This window comes from Tardiphaga sp. 619_E2_N8_4 (assembly GCF_051810905.1).
In the GTDB taxonomy this organism is placed as follows: Bacteria; Pseudomonadota; Alphaproteobacteria; order Rhizobiales; family Xanthobacteraceae; genus Tardiphaga; species Tardiphaga robiniae.
The window spans coordinates 793,702-811,119 of record NZ_JBPWQJ010000001.1; the positions used below are offsets into that span (position 1 = coordinate 793,702).

The following is a 17,418-nucleotide window of genomic DNA, read 5'->3' on the forward strand; positions in this document are numbered from 1 at the left end:
AGTTCTGCTCGGGGGGGCGCGACAAGCACAGGTGCAAGGGCTTCAGCCCGGTTCCGCTCCCGTGTTTGAGAAGATTCGGAGGCCTGCGCGCGGAATTGGCTTTCACCGCATAGCCCATCCTCCGCAGCCCCAATGAGGACCCACAGAATGCAAGCTCCTACTGCAGACGAGGCACGCGCAGCGGTTCTGCTTGTTGCGCGGGAACCCTCAACAGCTTTGGATCGCGGTAGCCAATGCGATGCTACCTCAACTGCCTGTGACCACATCGTGACAACTCAGGTGAGCTTTTATGTGTGTCCATTTTGATGACACAGCCTTCATCGGCCGTTTGTCGATGTAGCAATGGAAGTAGTCACAACGAGGTAGGCGCACCAATCGCGGCAATTAAGTAGATCACGCCTGCATTGTCTGAACCATTCTTGACCCGCCTGTTCGCGCGCGATTACGCTATCGCGCACACTTGAGCCCGCACTCCCAGCACACTCAAGGAAACAACATGAACAGATCACTCGTCGTCTTCGCCAGCATGGCCGCCGTTGGGAGTATCTTGATGCTGAGCACCCAAACCAGCGGCGCTGTAGAAATCAATACGTCTGCCAAGACTTCTGCCAAAATGAACGCCAACGCCAAGGTGACCACTGCCGCCATCCGAATGCAGCCCCATCGGCTCGTTGTACAGGTTGACGTCAATGACCCCGCGACAATCAATCTCGCTCTCAATAATGTTAGCAATGTAGCTCAGCACTACAGCGAGATCGGTCAAAAGGTTGGAATCGAAGTGGTCGTTTTTGGACCCGGACTGCATATGCTGCGAGATGATACTTCTCCCGTCAAAGCGCGCATCAAATCCATGAGCGAAACCATGCCACAGCTGACCTTTTCAGCATGCGGGAACACCCGCGAGAACATGGCAAAAGCTGAGGCGAAAGATATTCCTCTTATCCCGCAGGCCAAGGTCACCAAATCCGGAGTGGTACGGATCATGGAGCTGCAAGAGCGAGGCTGGAGTTACTTGCGACCTTAATCCAGAGGGGCCTGCGATCTGCATCGCCTCGTTCGAATCTGTTGGTCGAGATCAGGAACAGGACGACGTGATCGCGCGTTCGATGACTGGTCGGTTGACGGTCAAATGCGGGTCGATCACGAGATCGAGATGGCCGCCAGCAATCGGAATTACCTCCAGTTTTGCAAACAAAGAGTCCCATCCGAGGTGTGCTGGTGACCCTCGCCGGTTGCAAAGGAATAGCGTTCCGGTAATTGGCAAGCGAGGTTTGGCACTCGCCACCCAGCGTCCGAATTCCTGCATCCGGAGAATCTCCTCAAGCTCCAACTTGAGCATGAAGCGGGTGCCGGCCAGACGCGTCCAGATCCTCGCATCGAGAATTCGGCAGAACTTCACCTCCCAGTGGAGTCGAGCAACACATTTTGCGATAGCGCGACACAGCATTCGGTACATCGTAACCCGGTGTGATCTGACCCGCTGCAGCGTACGTGACAGGGTCTCCCGATAGTCACTCCTGCGGGGGCCGATATTCGTGTCCAATATGCCCAGAAATTTCACTGACCGGCCTTCCGCAATCAGCCGGGCTGCCACTTCAAATGCGACGCCGCCACCCAGCGAATAACCGATCAGACGTATGTCGCCGCGAGGATGAACGGCGTTAATCTGTTCCAGAGCCAACGTCGCCATGTGGTCGACCGAGCCACATCCGGTCAGGGCAGACGTCAGATCCGGGTAGCGGATCGGGATCACATGAGCCGTCTTGCTCAGCTGCGCCCCGAACGCCGCCAGACTCGGACCGTAACCTATCGAGCCTGGCAACATCACCAGATGAGGCAGGAGTTCCCCGGCGGCTTGTTGCCGCTGCGATCGGCCACCTGCAGCGACGATCTGAATCATATCGGCTGCGCTCATGTCCACCGTGAAAGCTTCCATGTTGAGCTCTTGGCCGACCAGCTCTTCCAGCTCCATCACGCATCGCAAAAGCTTGAGGGAATCGCCACCTGCCTCGTCCCAGCGGCTGGCAACGTCGGTCGTACCTAGGATCCGCATCCATACCTGCGCCACTATTTTTTCGGCTTGCTTCACTTCACCCGCCCCTGGGGGCTGAGGTGGGGCTGGACCTCTTCGGCTCTCGGTATCCAGCACCTTGAGTTTCGCGACGTCTATCTTTCCGCCGGCGAGCCGCGGAAGCTCTGCGATTTCATGCAATCTGGTGGGATGCAATGCGCTCGGAAGCGTCTGCCTGATGACGTCCCGAACGTCAGCCGTGAATGTTGCTTTGGCCTCGAGACCTGGCGATGCAAAAATAACCAGCTCGCTTGAATCGGTGACGATGGCGACGGCGTCGCTCACATAGGGAATTCTGCGTACGACGACCTCGAGTTCAGCCGGTTCGACACGCCGTCCATTGATTTTGAGCTGACGCCCCTTTCGTCCCAGCATCTGCATCAATCCGCGCGGATCGACAGTAACAAGGTCGCCTGTCGGGAAGATGCGGCAACGGTCGTCATCCGGGTCGGGTAATGCAGGAAGCACCTGACCGTTCTCCCAGTAACCAAGCAGCACGTGCATACTCTTAATGATCAGCTCCCCAACCTCGTCGGTGGGCACAGGCACCCCGTTGTCGTCGACGACGGCAAACGACATTCCGGGAAGCAAATAGCCAACCGGGGGTATGCTGAAATCACTTTCCTTGCAGTCGTCGGGAAGAAACCACTGCGTGCCGGTAGTCTCGGTCGACGAATAGCTGATCTGGATGAAGCAGGAGGGCTTCACGACCTTTCGGACGAGTGCAACATCCGTCCACAGCACCTTCTCGCCGCCGATGCGAACAACCCGGAGCGATTCGAAATCACCGGTTTCGCTCGCGGTAATCACTGCCCGCAGGAGAGCGGGAACGATGTAGGTGATCGTTATCTGCTGCGATCGGATCTGACGCAACACGCCGCGAAGGCCAAGGGCCTCGACATCCGCCATATGCAATCTTGCGCCGGTCAGCAAGGCCGTGAGCATCTCTCTGGTGCCCGCAATGGTCGTAGGGCCGCTCAGAGGCATGAAGACGTCAGTGGCGTCTATGTGGCATGCATCCGCATATTGCTGGACGCGCTGGAGCAAGCTGCGTTGACTATTCACAACGCCCTTTGGCTGTCCGGTGCTGCCCGAGGTGTAGAGCACGAGGGCAGGAGCATCCACCGAGATCGGCTCAAGCGATGCGACGTTGCCGGAAAGTTCGTTGGCGCGCGTAATATCGATCCAACGCAGGCCGTCTTCGTCGATCCATTTGGTTGAGCTACTGTCGCCCTGGCCGATCAGTACAGAAATCTGCGCATTAGCAACGATGTGGGCAAGTCGCTGGTCGGGATCGCGCGGATTGAGCGGCACCAGGGCGCGCCCTGCGGCCATACATGCAAGCATGGCGATCGGATGCCAGATCGAGTGGCCCAACAACAGGCCGACGGCCCGCCCTTCGGGAGCCACCGCTGCAATAGCCTGGGCCAGCGTCAACACTCTGATCAGAAAATCCGAATATGTGATTTGGCGGGTGTCGTCGCTGATGGCTACGTTGTTCGGAAATCTCTTTGCAACCGCATCCAGATGCGTGATCGCGGGCACGCAGGCAAACTCGACTCCCATACGATTGAAGGGGCGATCGACAGGCCCGCCCAGGTCGAGGGGCAGTTCGGGAGGTTTCATCCAGAGTGCTTGTGCAGGCTCGCTTGAATCTCCGGAAAGTGCGCGCCCGCCAGCGAACGTTTTCGCGCGTTTCGCCAAGGATCCATCGGGAAATCTCTGAAGTTGCATGACGGTACTCACCGTTGCGGGATGGAGATCGTAGGCCACACGTCGGCTATTGACGTCCTTCGAGTGAATGATAGGACTGCACCAATTTTTCGGCCTCTATCCAATTACCGCGCTATTCAGCGGCGGCGGGCCGACGAAACTCCACAAAGGCAAAGAGCAGGCCGGCCGTCATGTTCACGCGTTTGTAGATGTAGATCGCCATTGCCATGTTCCAGGCTACATTCGTCACGGCCGTCGCAACGGCGGCACCCATTACTCCAAAGAAAGCAATGCCGATCGCACAGGCGACAACGTTCATGATAGCTCCGATCGCTGTGATTGCGGCAGCTGCTCGCTCGTGCCCAGTCATGGTCAGAAGATTTTGCTGCGGACCAGTAGCAGCAGCAAAGATCTGTCCGACGACGAGAATTTGGGCGACCGGAGCTGTTGCAACGAATTCCTCGCCAAAAAAGCGGAGTAGCGGTACCGTCAGCAATAAAAGTGGAAGTGCCAGCACGACTGTTCCAGCCAGCGACAGGACAGTTGCTCGGGCAAACAGACTCTGAAGCGCTGCCTCATTCCGATGCGCGTGAAGCTTCGAGACGTTCGGCGAAAAGAAAGTCCCTACTGCCATCCGAGGCAGAACAAGAAAAAGAGCTAAATTCAACCCCAGTGCGAAGATGCCGGCCTCGTGGGCATCGCCGGTCCAGCCTAGGATAATCACGCCGGCGCGGCTCATGAGAACCTCAACTCCAATCAAGATCATGACAGGACAGGCGAGATGCCACCAGTCGCGAGGTGCATAAGCCGGCACCGCCGAGCGTAGTTGTGGCGGCCAAAGCTTCCGCATGCTCAGTCCGACGATGGCCGCTGTGACGGCAGAGCTTGCCATCAAAGCGATCAAAACCGTTGTCGCATCAATTGGCGTGACGTTGAGTGCCACGGCAAGCAGAAGCAGCACGACCATAAGGCCATCCCGAACGAAGCGTTCGGGCGCAATTGCCGAAATGACGCCACCCAGCGCGCGTACCGTAGCGGAACCGAGAACGTAAAGCGCGACCAATGGGACGGTCGCCATGCCAACCGCCAGACTGATAGTCAGCTCCCGATGAAGCGTCTCCGACAGGAATAGTGCGGTGGCGACTCCGCAGATCGCAATCAACATCCCAACCAACAATGATCGTCCGAATGCAAATTGAATGACTCCGCGCGCCAATGGCCACTTTCCGGTCGCGCTATAGGCCGGCACATATCGCAGCAGAACCGTGTTGAACCCGAGTCCCGCGATGTAAGAGAGAAGGGTCGTCCAGGCCAAGACGTATGAATAGATACCGTAACTCGTCGCTCCTATCGTACGGGCAATGACAAGTTGAGCCACGCACGTCAGCCCGGCGCCGCCAACATAGATAACGAACGCCCACAGACTTGCGCTGGCCATGCGCCGAGCGAGCTCGGGTTGAGCCGGAGCTGTGAAAGCTCCGATTGTCTCGGGCGTCGGCAGGGGTGGCGTGAACTTCTCGGCATAAGGTTCAAAACTTTCCTCCCCTGGGTCGGGTGACGAGCTGACCGCTCCGTTGGGCCTGAACTTACTCGAGACCTCTTCTTCGATACGGTCGAGAGCCCTGGACATCAGGCCGGGATCAAGCGAGTTGATGCAGATCACCCGTTGATGCTCGGCCGCGAGTAATGAGCCAACGTAGTCAGTAATCGGCTTTGCCTTGAGAAAGGTCGCTACGTCAGGCTCGAACCATTTCTCCATGTAGGTTTTTTGGTGTACTCGCTCATGGAGGCGCTTTTCCAACAGCTCCTTCGGAGCATCAAACCGGATCAGCAGATCGGATTGTGTCCTCATGCCGATTGCACGAGCGATCGTCTTCTCGTCTGCTCGGCTAAACAGGGCCAAGGTGCAAACGATCTGCACGAATCCCTGGTCGAACAAGACGATGCGATCGGGCTTGTGCGAATCTCTCCATACGCAGGAAAACCGAACGACGTATTGGCTAAGCCTTATCCACCAAACGGGATTGTCGGGTGGCATCAGTCGGAGCAACTCTTTCGCCAGACGTAGCCCTCGGGCATTTGCGACAGGACGGCACAAGATTGCGATAGTGGCGAAGATGGCAAGAGTGACGCGCTGCAGCGCTGGAAGAAATCCACCAAAGTTTAGAAGATGATTGGATAGATGCGGCAACGTAAGTACGAGGTCGACCTCATACCCACGGTCACGCAGGCGTTGAGCGAGCGCCTCACTAAAGGTTGTTTTGCCAGCGCCTGGTGGACCGAAAGTCTCGATAATCATGCTGCCCTCAATCGCTTCCTAACCAATTGCGGGGGTTCAGTTTGGGCGATCCGGAGCGCTTCAATTCGATTGCGTCTCCGCCCCACATTCGCCAGGTGATTGCTCTCTTCGACCGCTGGCGGAGTGCGCCCCAAGTCCTCTTGACCAGCTGCTGTGCGCGCTCACCGAACTGGTCCTGCTGTAGCGGCTCGACACGAGTTAAGACCGACGAGAATCTCGTGTTCTGGGCAGGGTTGAGATGTTCTGTCCGAACAAGTTGATGCAGCGCGGTCTGCGCCGCCTCACGATCGGTGCTTCCAGAGTGAATGGCAAGCAAAACGTGGTCAGCCCAACTCGCCAGAAGTCTTGCTTCCGGGGCTTCCAGCAGCGAAGGTCCGTCGATGATCACGAAATCATAGGTGTCGCTCAGCTGTCGGAGCAACGAAGGAATCTTGGGGTCGGCGAGAATCCGAAGCCGATGTCCCCCAAACGATGTGGCGGGCAGGTAGTCAATTCCGGACTCATGGATATGTTCGATCGCGTCTGCAAGTGGACGGCCATACGCCAGTACACTGAGTAAGTTGGCGCTCTCGCCACTCGGTCGACGAGTGAATTGGCCAAAGTCAAGGAGTAGAGTGCGCCACCCGAGCCGGGCAGCGTAAAGACCAAGGCTCCATGCAAGTGTGGTCTTGCCTTCCCCACCGATGCTGGAGCTGACGAGGATAACACGCTGCGATCGTGGGGTTGCCGGGTCGGAGGCCAGTATGGATACCAGAATGGAGCGGATTGCTCTGGCATAGTGGCTCGCAGGCTCCTCCAAAACATAATGCGGCTGCTTGCCTGGCTCCAGTGGAATCGAAGGTATCAGTCCGGCACATGGAATGCGCAGAGCTTCAGCGGCGTCGGCTTCCGTGTGCAGGGTCCGATCGAAGTGATTCAATACGACTGCGAGAACACAAGCCAGCAGAGCGAAGATAATTGCCGCAGGAGGAATCATAAGTAGCGGGTGTAATGAGGTCGGTCGTTCTGGCGGTGTGGCCGTGGCGAGAATACTGACGTCTGATTGCGCGGTCAGACCTTTTGCGGTGAGCTCCTGCCGCCGCCGCAGAAGCGTTTCAAACTGTTGCGCCAGCGTGGTGACCTGCCACTCCAGCGCGGCGTCCCGTGAGGGAGAGGGTTGGCCAAGACGGGAGGCTTTTAGTTCCTCCTCCGCCTTTGCAAGGTCACGCTGAACTTTGGATGATTGTGTCGCAAGGGAGCTCAAAGCATACTCCACATCGCTTTGCTTCTGACGCGCGACCTCGTCGACATACGATTGTGCCACCGTATTGGCGATTTCCGCCGCTCGTTGCGGATTGGCGGCCATAGAAGTAACGGCGATGATTCTGGAGCGCCGCTCCTGACCAACCTTCAAGCTGCGCTTTAGAGCAGCGAGAGCCGACCCGTCATCGGGCTCGTGGTTCTTGCCAAGTAGCAGCTCCTTGGTTGCTGACCATGTACGACCAAAGAGCGTGCGCAAGCTTTGCATCCACGTTCGTGACCCCGTTTCAGCACCGTGCCTCGCATCTTCGAGAGCGCGGAGCGTTGGAAGGAGTCTCCGCAGATAGGCGTCGGAAAGCAGCACCGTGACATGTGTGTCGATGGTGGATTCCTCGGCGGCCGGTGTAGGTGCTGCGGATGCGCCACCGGCATTCAAGGCATCGACTGCGCCGGACTGTCGGACGTCAACAGCAAGTTGTGCCGTCGCCAGATAAGAAGGAGACATAAGAAGGCCGGCTACTCCAGCCAGCAAGGCGCCGACGACAATCATCCTGACGACAAGCCGCTTGTACTTCCGCACGCTATCCAGCACGCGGTTCAAAGACTGAAGACCGTCATTTGAAGCCAGGGATTGTTCCGTGAGGCGCCGCCCAAGTTCGTCCTCTGCCATATCCGGCGAAAGAGCCTGCAGGGATCGAATACGTCTTCCTACTAACGCTTCCATAGCTCGCTCCTCTACTGTGCGGGCTCGAGGGTATCTGTCGATCGGGACGTACTCTGTTCAACCATCATTCCTAGCCATGATTGCAACATCAGGACGGCCCATAGCATTCGCGAGTGATCGCGATTGCCACTCAGATGATCCTGCCAGCAGCTCTGGACTCGTTGTACGTCCAGCAAATTCTGGCGGTTAAGGCGTGATTCGGAGAGCAGGTCTGCAGCCCATGAGCGCAGGGGGCCTTTCAACCAGGCGCCAACAGGCACGTCGAAGCCCTGCTTGGGTCGATCTATCAAATGGCGCGGCAAGTAACGGCTGAGAACCTGCCGCAAGATCCACTTGCCCTGTCCGTCGCGCACCTTGGCCGTGTTCGGCAGCCGCCAGGAGAATTCCACGACGCGATGGTCGAGAATTGGACAGCGCGCTTCCAGGCCTGTCGCCATGCTGGCGCGATCGAGCTTCACCAGGATGTCGCCAGGGAGATAACCGATCATGTCCCGCACAATGAAGTCGGATAGAAGATCGTTCAGCGGCGGCACCTTAGCCGAATCGGTGACTTGCTCCGGAGTCAATTGCAGCTCGGAAAGCCGCATGACTTTCCGGTACATGTCGTCGGCGTCATCGCCTGCAAACAGTTGCGCAAGGCGGTTAATCCGGTCGCTTCCGATCATCCGTCGCAGGCGGCCAGGAAGAGGCAGGGCGTCAGCGATGTCTTCTCGCAAACCGCGGGCGAGCAATGACACACCCATTGCCGCCGTACGCCGAAGTGCTCGATTGGAGTTAAGGAGGGGAGCCAGACGGGCGGTCAAAAGATGCCTGGAATATCCAGCAAAACATTCGTCTCCGCCGTCACCGGAGAGGACAACAGTTACATCCCGGCGGGCGAGGCGAGATAGCAGCAGTGTCGGAATCTGCGATTCATCGGCGAACGGCTCGTCCCAAATACGGGGCAGTTCGGGAATGACATCCATGGCCTCCGAGGGAGTGAGACGTAACTCCGTGTGGTCCGTGCCGAGGTGACGAGCCACGGCCGCGGCACTGGCCGCTTCGTCGAAGGCGGGCTCGCCGAAACCGATAGTGAACGTGCGGACGGGCCGGGTGGATTGGGATTGCATCAGGGCGACGACAGTTGAACTGTCGATGCCACCGGACAGGAACAGCCCGATTGGCACGTCGGCAACCATGCGCTCACCGACAGCCTCGCGAAGTAGGCCATCAAGATGCGACACGAGCTCGCCATCGTCCGCGGAAACGGGGTTTCTTCGGCCGTGCTTTGCGATGTCGGTCAGCGACCACCAAATGCGCGCCTTTGCCCGAAGCGCTGCAGCATCCCGAGATGCCAGAAGTTCATCGGCGCCGAAAGATAGAATGTTGCCGGGCGGAAGTTTGAAGACATCTTTCCATATACAATGTTCATCCGGTAGCCAGCCGCGGGCGAGAAATTCAGCGACCCCGCGCGGATTGACCTCCGCAACGAAATCGGGGAACGCGTCGATCGCCTTTAGTTCTGAAGCAAAGACAACGGCATTTCTCGTTCTGGCGACGTATAGGGGCTTCTTTCCCATTCGATCGCGGGCCAGATGGAGCGTACGGGTCTGCCGATCCCAGAGGCCGATTGCGAACATGCCGTTGCAGCGCGCCAGGGCAGCCTCGAATCCCCATCTCTCGATCATCGCGAGCAAGACCTCGGTATCGCTGCTGCCGATGAAGTTCTGGCCGAGGCGTTGAAGCTCCTGTCGCAACGACGGATGATTGTAGATCTCACCATTAAATGTGATGACGAATCGGCCGCTCTCGGAAAGCATCGGTTGTCGCCCCGCGTCGGTGAGGTCAACGATGGAGAGCCGGCGATGCCCGAATGCAATCCCGGCGTCACGATCACACCACGAACCGTGGGCATCGGGTCCGCGATGGTGCAAACGATTCGTCATTCGGCCGATCGCATCCAGATCGGCGGATCGGGAAGCTTGTGGCATCTGAAGAATTCCGGCGATTCCACACATGATCTAGCTTCCGATATGCGTGTGCGGCGACGGCGGGCGCGCCGATCCGAGGATCAGGCTGAGAGCAAACGCGAACCACACGATGGGATGACGCAAGATGAAATGGCTGATGCTGAAAATGGCCAGCGCAGCGAACAATGCTGCCAGGGCATCGAGCTTCGCGCGGAACATAAGCATGAACGTGCCTGCGAAGAGGCCGCAAACGGCAATCACAGCGAGCAGGCCACCTTGCGTAAATATATCCAGCAGTGTGCTATGGGCTTCGAAAGGAGTTGGAAGCGCCTTGTTATTGGCGACGTTCGGCTTCTCTAGATGCGGGCCTGGCCCCAGCCCGAGCGATCCGGTTTCCAGCCCTCGATGGAGTGCATCTTCCCAGAGTTGCAGTCGCAGGGACGCGGTGCGCTTCGTTGCCTCGCCGCCACGGTCCTTGGCCAGACTGATTGCCAGACCTTCAAACTCATCGGCGGTCGCAACGGCATACGGTGCTAATGCGAGCGCCAGAGGGACGGCGGCGGCGATGACCAGAACCGCGACCACCGACCGGAAATTTAGTCTGTGCTGTGGCGAGGTCAGCCAACTGCGCAAACGCAGCAAAGAAAAGATCGCGGTGGCAATCACCATCGCAACAAGAAATGTATCGCTTTTGGTCAGGCGCCCGACGGCGAAGGTTAGCAGGCAACTGAATGATCCCGCTATGCGGCCAAACCCTTTGGCCGACAGGGCAAGGCTGAGAGACAGCGGCGTCAAAACGGCGCAATAGAGAGCGATCTGATTGGGATTCTCCGCCCAGCCTCGAAATCGATCCCAATACCATGGATCGACCGACGGCAGGCTGATGATGGACCAGCCCGCAGCGATCTGAAGGACCAGTGCGATGTTCCAGAAAGCGAGCAGGAACCATTGGGTTTGACGTAGGGCAGCGTTGGCTTCCATCGTTGCGACGATGAGGCAGGTCAAAGCTGCCACCAACAGATACGCGAAGGTGTCGTGCAACATCGTAGGAAGGTCCAGCTCCTCGCTCAGATAGGCCACACATGTCCCTATGCTCAGGGCGAGTGCGAGACAGGCCCAAAACGCACCGATTCGGAGCAAAGCTGTCGCGTTGTAAATCTGGCCGGTAACGACGACTCGCAATGAGACGAAGGCTAGCCACAGGACAAGACAGACCTCGCCAACACCCAGCGGAATTCCGGGAAGGCGCAGCTGTGAAGCTGTCGTAAGCACGATGCCAAAAGAAAGAAGCGCATTGGCGATCATGATGATTTCCCGCTGTGCTGGCTAACCCTTCGATCTTCATGGGCGTCGCGAGACAAAGCAGCCGGATCTTCGCTTCGCCTCCCGGTGAAAATCAGCTTCCTGTAAAGATCGGCGTAGCGGTCAGCCACGACGTTCAGGTCGAACTCACGGCGCACGAGCGCGATCGAGCGCTGTCCCATGCTCTTTGCGCGGGCAGGATCCTGGAGAAGATCGAGAATGGCTGCGGCGAGCGCACGCGGGTCCCGGGGCGGCACCAAATGGCCATTGCAGTTCTCCACCACAACATCGCCGCAGCCTGGCATACGCGTGGCGACAATAGGCACACCCGCCAATCCTGCTTCCAGCAGAACACGGGGGATTCCTTCCCGATACTCCGTCGGGAAGGCAAAGACATTCGCGATTCCGAGAAGCGCAGGAACGTCGGATCGCGCACCGAGAGCGATTACGTGTGGTGCGTATCGATCAATCAAAGCCTGATCCACGGCAAAAGGACCTTCGCTCTCCCTTGGACCGACAAGCAAGAAACGAACGCGGGGCCGCGCTTCGCGGACAATCGCCGCCGCATCCAGAAGCGTGGGTATGCCCTTTTGTACGGTCAGTCGGCTCACAGTCATGACGACTTCGTCGTCACCGAGTCCGAGTTCTGTACGAAGTTGTGCGGTGGACGGCGCCTGAGCCCGCGCTGTGTCGAAAGCATCGACATCGATTCCCGAACTTCCGATCAGTACAGCGGGGCTGCTGCCAAGCAGACGATAGCGGCGGAAAAAGTCGCCATCCTCCTTGTTTTGAAATACCGTTGCCGAGGTCCAGCAGGCGGCCAACCGCTGCAGCGCTAGGTAAGCTGGCCTGAATGCAAGAGCTTTCAGCTGTGCCGAGGAGAATACCCAACCCATTCCGTTGATGGTGCGCACAATGGGGATTGCGCCTCTCACCGCAAGAGGAGCAAGCAGATTTGGTTTGGTATCGAACGTTTGAACAACGTCCGGTCGAATGCCACGCACAAGCTGTGAGAGCTGGCCGACAGCTAGGCGGTCAGCAACCCGTGCACCGAATCTATTGAAGTCATAGCGATGATACTCGATGCCGCTATTTGAGAACGGGAGTGCGGCGCCAGTACCGGCAGCGCTCACCCGAAAGCCACGACTGCGCAAAGCTGCCAGAAATGGGATCCGTAGGGCATGATCCTCGCCTCCCACACAAAGCACATGCAACGTCATGCTAATCCTTTCGGTCGCAATCGGAATGCAGCCCAGTCGATCCGGAGAATCGGCTACAGATGAATTTCGATGTCCTCGCGTATGAGCGGACGATGTGAGCTTACGAGGCGATCACAAAGTGTCTTCATTCGTTCGAATGACGGCCGCGTCGGAAGTATTCGGCGATCCTGAAGAATTGAGACATCGACACCAAGAGGATTACTCCGAAGCGCGTTTGGCATCATGCACGCAAGCTGAAGCGTCGTGTCGTCAGATCCAGAATCAGTTCAAACGTCGGAGCAAAGCAGGCCTGTCGGCGACCCGTTTCACTTGCCGCTGTGTTTGTGCCCGGATGAACAAGGAGGCTCGCCTGGGTGCCTATCGTCAGACTCAATTACCGGGAGAAGGCAGGACGGCGACACGCCCGAGTAATGCAACCAGCTCCGCCTGCCGCCGTGTCTGTGTCTTGACGAACAGGGAGGCCAGATGTGAGCGGATCGTCGTCCGGCTCAGCCGTCGGGCGCGAGCAATATCAAGCAAATTATGGCCGCGCGCCAATTCGACTGCAAGCTGGGTTTCCGCGGCTGTGAAGCCGAACAAACACCGGAGCGCTTGGGGCGTCGGCTCCGGATGAGCGTCGAGATCGAGCAGAATGATGGTGCTGGTTTCATCCGTCCAAACATTGACCATCTGGCTTACAAGGCTGGTGACGCCCTCCTTGAAGGAAGTCGCGAGCCATGATGTCGAGCCAACGGGAATTTGGGCTCCCGCGCGGTTCACCAGCTGCTTGACGGCGCTGTAGAGCGTTTCAGGGCTGGTGGTGAGGTTGCATTCGCGTTCCAATATCGCACGTCCGATTGCACTCACGTCAAGCACACAGCCACGCTTGAGCAGAACTTGCCCGCAGCCAATACGCGCCAAAACCGCGTGTAGGACGTCACGTTGCTCGCCAAGGTCGGGCTTCTTGCCTGGGTCAGCGTCTGGCCGGATAGCGGGAGCACGATTCGAAATGTTGAAGATGGATTCCCTGCAGGGATGAAGCGATGCAATTGCGCCGGGCAATGTGGCACTCTGGTTCAAATTCAACATGTCGTCATTCCCTTCGCCTACTACTTCAATCGAATGACAAGGATTGATCGGAGGGAAAGCATTCCAATTTCGATGAGCCATGTAAATGTTCAAGTTGGGGTAATCCGACTGCACATTTGGCTGAGGCAGTCTACTATTCGTGGGGCCCCTAGCGGTCTGAATGACATGGAGGAAATGTCGGTTGGAAAAGCGATGCGCGCCTCAGCGCGCAGTTTTGTGCAGGCGTCCGGCCAGAGGTCGTAAGCGCGGTATCCTTTGTGGGTACCCCCGCTTGTGCCAATGGCTCAGTTAGATGCGCTGGCTACTCCCGAAGGGCGCAGCGCAACTTCGACCACATCTCCCGGCTCTACATCGAAATCAACTGATGCGACGATCCTGTTCCACTGCTGGCCGACCTTTCGTGCGATCGTTACCTCTGCTCGGAGATCGCTGGTTCCGACAGGTAGTGCTCCCGTACCGCCGACAGGCTGCAATTTTTGACTCAACGCCTGCAATTTAACCCGTAAGTCCGCCATGCGAACGGTCGAATCCTTCAACTCGCGCAACAGATTGATGGTTCGCTGATTGGCGACCCGCTCGATCTGGCGCACGAAGTCGTCGCGCTGCCGTTGCAGCCGCATGACTTCGACCATCGTCTGAAGGCGCCTTGTCGACGACAACAGAAGAGCGCGTCGGCTTTCCGTAACACGGGGGCTTGGCAATGATCCTGCGCCAAACAACTTGGCTACCCGATCCAGCTCATCTTCATCGGCCTGAACACCTTTTTCCTCGCCGTCTTGCTGCTTCCTGAGAGTTACGAGCTGAGCCTCCGATTGTTTGACTGCATCCTCCAGAAAGCTTCGTTCCTTACGATAGTCGATTTGCGCGGTCTTTAGCGACGCCGCCTCGGATTGCATGATCGACTCGATGACGGAGACCGGCAAAGATACTTCGCTGGGTATCTTCTGATCGAAGCTGTCATTGCCCTGGAGTTCCGCATTGGTGCGGATCACGTGGATATACTCTTTGATGTACTCGGTCGACAAAGATTGGTAATCGCGCAACAGATCCGCCGGATCGATAGCACCGACCTGACCGCGAGAACGCAACAGGCTAAAGCCACCGGCGACTGCAACGGCTTGGCGTACAGTCATGGACGCGCGATACACCAGCTGTCCGGGCGTGAGAACGTCGCCTGTGACGTAGATCGGTCGATATTCCACGACGCTCGTGATCACGTCCCCAGGCTTGATGACGAGCGCCTGCTCTCGCCCATCCGGTGAGCGCTGACGCAGAATCCTGGACTGCAGCAGCGTCTCCATGCGAGTCTGAAGTTCCGACGGGGTCAGACCTGCAACCGGCACCGTACCGACCCCGGGAAGAGCAATGGTGCCGTCAATCTGGATCTGAGCTCTATTGCGCTGTTCAGGCGCTCCACCGACCGACACCTCGACAGTATCGCCCGGCGCGAGGCTGTATTGAGCTCCGAGGCAAGCGTCGCTGCCCGCCAAGACAACGATTCCTGCCCAGAAGCCGATGGAGACATAGCCGAAAGTCTTACTGCGCCTGTTGCCCTTCATGACGATCTCCTTGCGCTAAGTCGTTTCCGCTGTCTCGATCAGCCCAGTCGATGCGGGAAACAAAATCAAATACCGGCCCGCCTCGTTGCCCCCAGTTGCTCGACCAGATGACTTGCGATCCATCAGGAGAAGGTGAGCCATGCGTTTCGCTCCAATAGTCATACGGAGCATTGCGCGTATGCGCGATACGTCGAAATTCGCCACTGCCATCGATTTTAAGTGCGATAACTTCCTGAGCGAACGGTGCCACTTTCTTGCCGCCGGCGGGAGCGAGCGCGGCGCCGGCATAACTCATGAAGACCCAGCCGGGACGGCGTATCGCTCGCATCGATGCATGCTGAGCTTCTCCATAGGGAGCGAGCGCCGTGACCTGTCCGTCTTGGAGTCTCCGTTTGATGACCTGATACTTGTCGGGCGCCGACTTACTGATGCCGACATAAACTTCATCACCGACGGCATCGACGGTCATGTCGCCGTGGCCGGGCCGGTGATGCTCTGTCCAGCTCTGCAGGAGATCACCCTCAATGCTGAAGACAAATGCTTGATCTGTGAAGTCAATGAGAGACTGCTGGCAGAATATGTACTTGCCCAGCGGCGAGATTCCGCAATAGCTGTTTTTGCCGGGAATTCGCGCCAGCTCAATATCAGGAAATTTCCGGCGATCCGAAAGATCCATCGCAAATGCGACAAGCGTGCCCTGCTGGCCGATGGCGCGCACCACGATACGGTTGCCGTCCCATGAGGGATTGCCCTTGTACGGGCCGAATTGAAGCTCCCGATATACTTCCGTCTCAAGAATTACATCTTCGGCGTTGCTTCGCGGCGCCCATCGCGAAATGCGACGCCCGGCGACACAAATCATGAGCTCTGGATCTTGCGGATGCCATTCGCATTCACCCCCGCGCTGTCGCCGGAACAGTGGAGCATAGGTGTGCCCATCAAGAAAGCACAGGCCATTGCATCCGTTGACAATCAAAAGCAGGCTCTGGTCGGCGTTCCACGCCTGCGCGCTCGAATAGCGATGGGTGCAATAGGAACGCTTGCAAACCATGCCGTTTCCCATCGGACTTTCAGGCGTGGTCACACGAACCAAGGTCGTACCGAGAGACGCATCGACGACTGGCGCGAGATAGCCAGGCAAATCCATGGCGGGCGCCGGGAGGAATTGGGCGTTTGCGAGCGATTCCGTTGAGGCGGGTCTTGAGGAAGCGAGCAAGACAAGGGCGCCACAGCACAGGAGAGCTCGGGCATAACTTAGCCGGGCCATCATGTGATGAAATCCTTTTGCCGCCGGACTTGCTTTCCCGAAAGGCGATGACGCCACCAGTCAACTGTCCGCTCCAACCCTTCCCGCAGCGTGACCTGCGGTGACCATCCCGTTGCATGGACGAAGCGGGTGCAATCAGCGAGCAACGCTCGCACTTCCGAATTTGTCGGTCGCAGACGCTTCTCATCTTGAAGCACAGGCTTGTCGCTGGAAGTAAGGTCGACGATGACATCAATCAGGTCGCGGATCATGATCGCCCGCTGACTACCTGCGTTATATGGCTGGCCGTATTCGATGCCCTCGGCCAGTCCGGCAGCCATGAATGCGGCTGCCGTATCTGCAACGAATGTAAGGTCGCGCACGGTTGTTGCATCTCCGATCATGATCGCGGGGCAGGAAGGATCTAACGCTTGCCGTATGATGGCAGCGATGATCGCCCTTTCGCTCTGTCGTGGCCCAAACGTATTGAATGGCCTGAGGATGACGACTGGCACGCCGAACGACTTCGCAAAAGCCCCTGCCATCATGTCCGCGGCTATTTTGGAAGCGGAATACGGCGATTGTCCCTGCAGCGGATGAGTTTCATCGATCGGCATTGTTATGGCTGTGCCGTAGACCTCGCTGGTCGACGTGTGAATGACCCGCTCGGTGCCGCACTGCCGCGCGGCCTCAAGCACATTCAAGGTGCCGAGCACGTTTGTTTCGACATAGGATTGCGCAGCGACGTAGGAATAGGGGATCGCGATCAGTGCCGCGAGATGAAAGACGATTTCGTGGCCGGGTACGAGACGACCGACGAAAGCCGCATCGCGGATGTCGCCGCGAACCAGGTTGACTTTCTTTCGGGTCGAATCCGGAAGGTCGTCCAGCCAACCATGGCTATCGAAGGAATTGTACTGGGCAAGAGCGGTAACGTTGGCCCCTGCCGAAACAAGCGCTTCGGTCAGGTGCGAGCCAATGAAACCGTCGGCTCCCGTGACGAGAATTCTGGCACCAAGGTAATTCAT

General features: G+C 57.8%; 11 protein-coding genes. 1 reads left to right on the top strand and 10 read right to left on the bottom strand.

Annotated elements, in window-relative coordinates:
* Window positions 1-496 precede the first annotated feature (496 nt).
* Entirely contained in the window at window positions 497-1,024 is a 528-nt protein-coding gene (locus AB8A23_RS03720; protein WP_089266626.1) for a DsrE family protein, read from the top strand.
* A 51-nt stretch (window positions 1,025-1,075) separates the two neighbouring features.
* Here AB8A23_RS03720 and AB8A23_RS03725 read toward each other — a convergent pair whose 3' ends face one another.
* The 10 genes from AB8A23_RS03725 to AB8A23_RS03770 form a co-directional block, all read right to left on the bottom strand.
* Window positions 1,076-3,775: an AMP-binding protein gene (locus AB8A23_RS03725; protein WP_439061196.1), complete on the bottom strand. Its 2,700-nt coding sequence runs from the start codon at window positions 3,773-3,775 to the stop codon at window positions 1,076-1,078.
* A 142-nt stretch (window positions 3,776-3,917) separates the two neighbouring features.
* Window positions 3,918-6,083: an oligosaccharide flippase family protein gene (locus AB8A23_RS03730; RefSeq protein ID WP_439060384.1), complete on the bottom strand. Its 2,166-nt coding sequence runs from the start codon at window positions 6,081-6,083 to the stop codon at window positions 3,918-3,920.
* A 7-nt stretch (window positions 6,084-6,090) separates the two neighbouring features.
* Window positions 6,091-8,046, bottom strand: coding sequence for an AAA family ATPase (locus AB8A23_RS03735; protein ID WP_439060383.1), 1,956 nt, complete (start codon window positions 8,044-8,046; stop codon window positions 6,091-6,093).
* A gap of 11 nt (window positions 8,047-8,057) precedes the next feature.
* The gene (gene asnB / locus AB8A23_RS03740) at window positions 8,058-10,043 is read right to left on the bottom strand and encodes an asparagine synthase (glutamine-hydrolyzing) (protein ID WP_309940996.1); all 1,986 of its coding nucleotides are present in this window, start codon (window positions 10,041-10,043) and stop codon (window positions 8,058-8,060) included.
* 3 nt (window positions 10,044-10,046) lie between these two features.
* Entirely contained in the window at window positions 10,047-11,300 is a 1,254-nt protein-coding gene (locus tag AB8A23_RS03745; protein WP_309940999.1) for an O-antigen ligase family protein, read from the bottom strand.
* Window positions 11,297-12,517 (bottom strand): glycosyltransferase, encoded by a 1,221-nt coding sequence (locus tag AB8A23_RS03750; protein WP_231078482.1) that lies wholly within the window; start codon window positions 12,515-12,517, stop codon window positions 11,297-11,299. The genes AB8A23_RS03745 and AB8A23_RS03750 overlap by 4 nt, the downstream gene beginning before the upstream one ends.
* A gap of 369 nt (window positions 12,518-12,886) precedes the next feature.
* Window positions 12,887-13,678 (bottom strand): helix-turn-helix transcriptional regulator, encoded by a 792-nt coding sequence (locus AB8A23_RS03755; protein WP_147421590.1) that lies wholly within the window; start codon window positions 13,676-13,678, stop codon window positions 12,887-12,889.
* A 191-nt stretch (window positions 13,679-13,869) separates the two neighbouring features.
* Complete coding sequence (locus tag AB8A23_RS03760) at window positions 13,870-15,144, bottom strand: polysaccharide biosynthesis/export family protein (protein ID WP_439060382.1); 1,275 nt, start codon at window positions 15,142-15,144, stop codon at window positions 13,870-13,872.
* Complete coding sequence (locus AB8A23_RS03765) at window positions 15,122-16,411, bottom strand: hypothetical protein (protein WP_439060584.1); 1,290 nt, start codon at window positions 16,409-16,411, stop codon at window positions 15,122-15,124. The genes AB8A23_RS03760 and AB8A23_RS03765 overlap by 23 nt, the downstream gene beginning before the upstream one ends.
* The gene (locus tag AB8A23_RS03770) at window positions 16,411-17,418 is read right to left on the bottom strand and encodes an SDR family NAD(P)-dependent oxidoreductase (RefSeq protein ID WP_175369514.1); all 1,008 of its coding nucleotides are present in this window, start codon (window positions 17,416-17,418) and stop codon (window positions 16,411-16,413) included. Before AB8A23_RS03770 ends, AB8A23_RS03765 begins: the two co-directional genes overlap by 1 nt.

Excerpts from the sequence above, each read along its gene's own strand:
- AB8A23_RS03735 (WP_439060383.1), bottom strand. The coding sequence starts at position 8,046 with ATGGAAGCGTTAGTAGGAAGACGTATTCGATCCCTGCAGGCTCTTTCG.
- AB8A23_RS03765 (WP_439060584.1), bottom strand. The coding sequence starts at position 16,411 with ATGGCCCGGCTAAGTTATGCCCGAGCTCTCCTGTGCTGTGGCGCCCTT.
- AB8A23_RS03730 (WP_439060384.1), bottom strand. The coding sequence starts at position 6,083 with ATGATTATCGAGACTTTCGGTCCACCAGGCGCTGGCAAAACAACCTTT.
- AB8A23_RS03720 (WP_089266626.1), top strand. The coding sequence starts at position 497 with ATGAACAGATCACTCGTCGTCTTCGCCAGCATGGCCGCCGTTGGGAGT.
- AB8A23_RS03760 (WP_439060382.1), bottom strand. The coding sequence starts at position 15,144 with ATGAAGGGCAACAGGCGCAGTAAGACTTTCGGCTATGTCTCCATCGGC.
- AB8A23_RS03745 (WP_309940999.1), bottom strand. The coding sequence starts at position 11,300 with ATGATCGCCAATGCGCTTCTTTCTTTTGGCATCGTGCTTACGACAGCT.
- AB8A23_RS03750 (WP_231078482.1), bottom strand. The coding sequence starts at position 12,517 with ATGACGTTGCATGTGCTTTGTGTGGGAGGCGAGGATCATGCCCTACGG.
- asnB (WP_309940996.1), bottom strand. The coding sequence starts at position 10,043 with ATGTGTGGAATCGCCGGAATTCTTCAGATGCCACAAGCTTCCCGATCC.
- AB8A23_RS03770 (WP_175369514.1), bottom strand. The coding sequence starts at position 17,418 with ATGAATTACCTTGGTGCCAGAATTCTCGTCACGGGAGCCGACGGTTTC.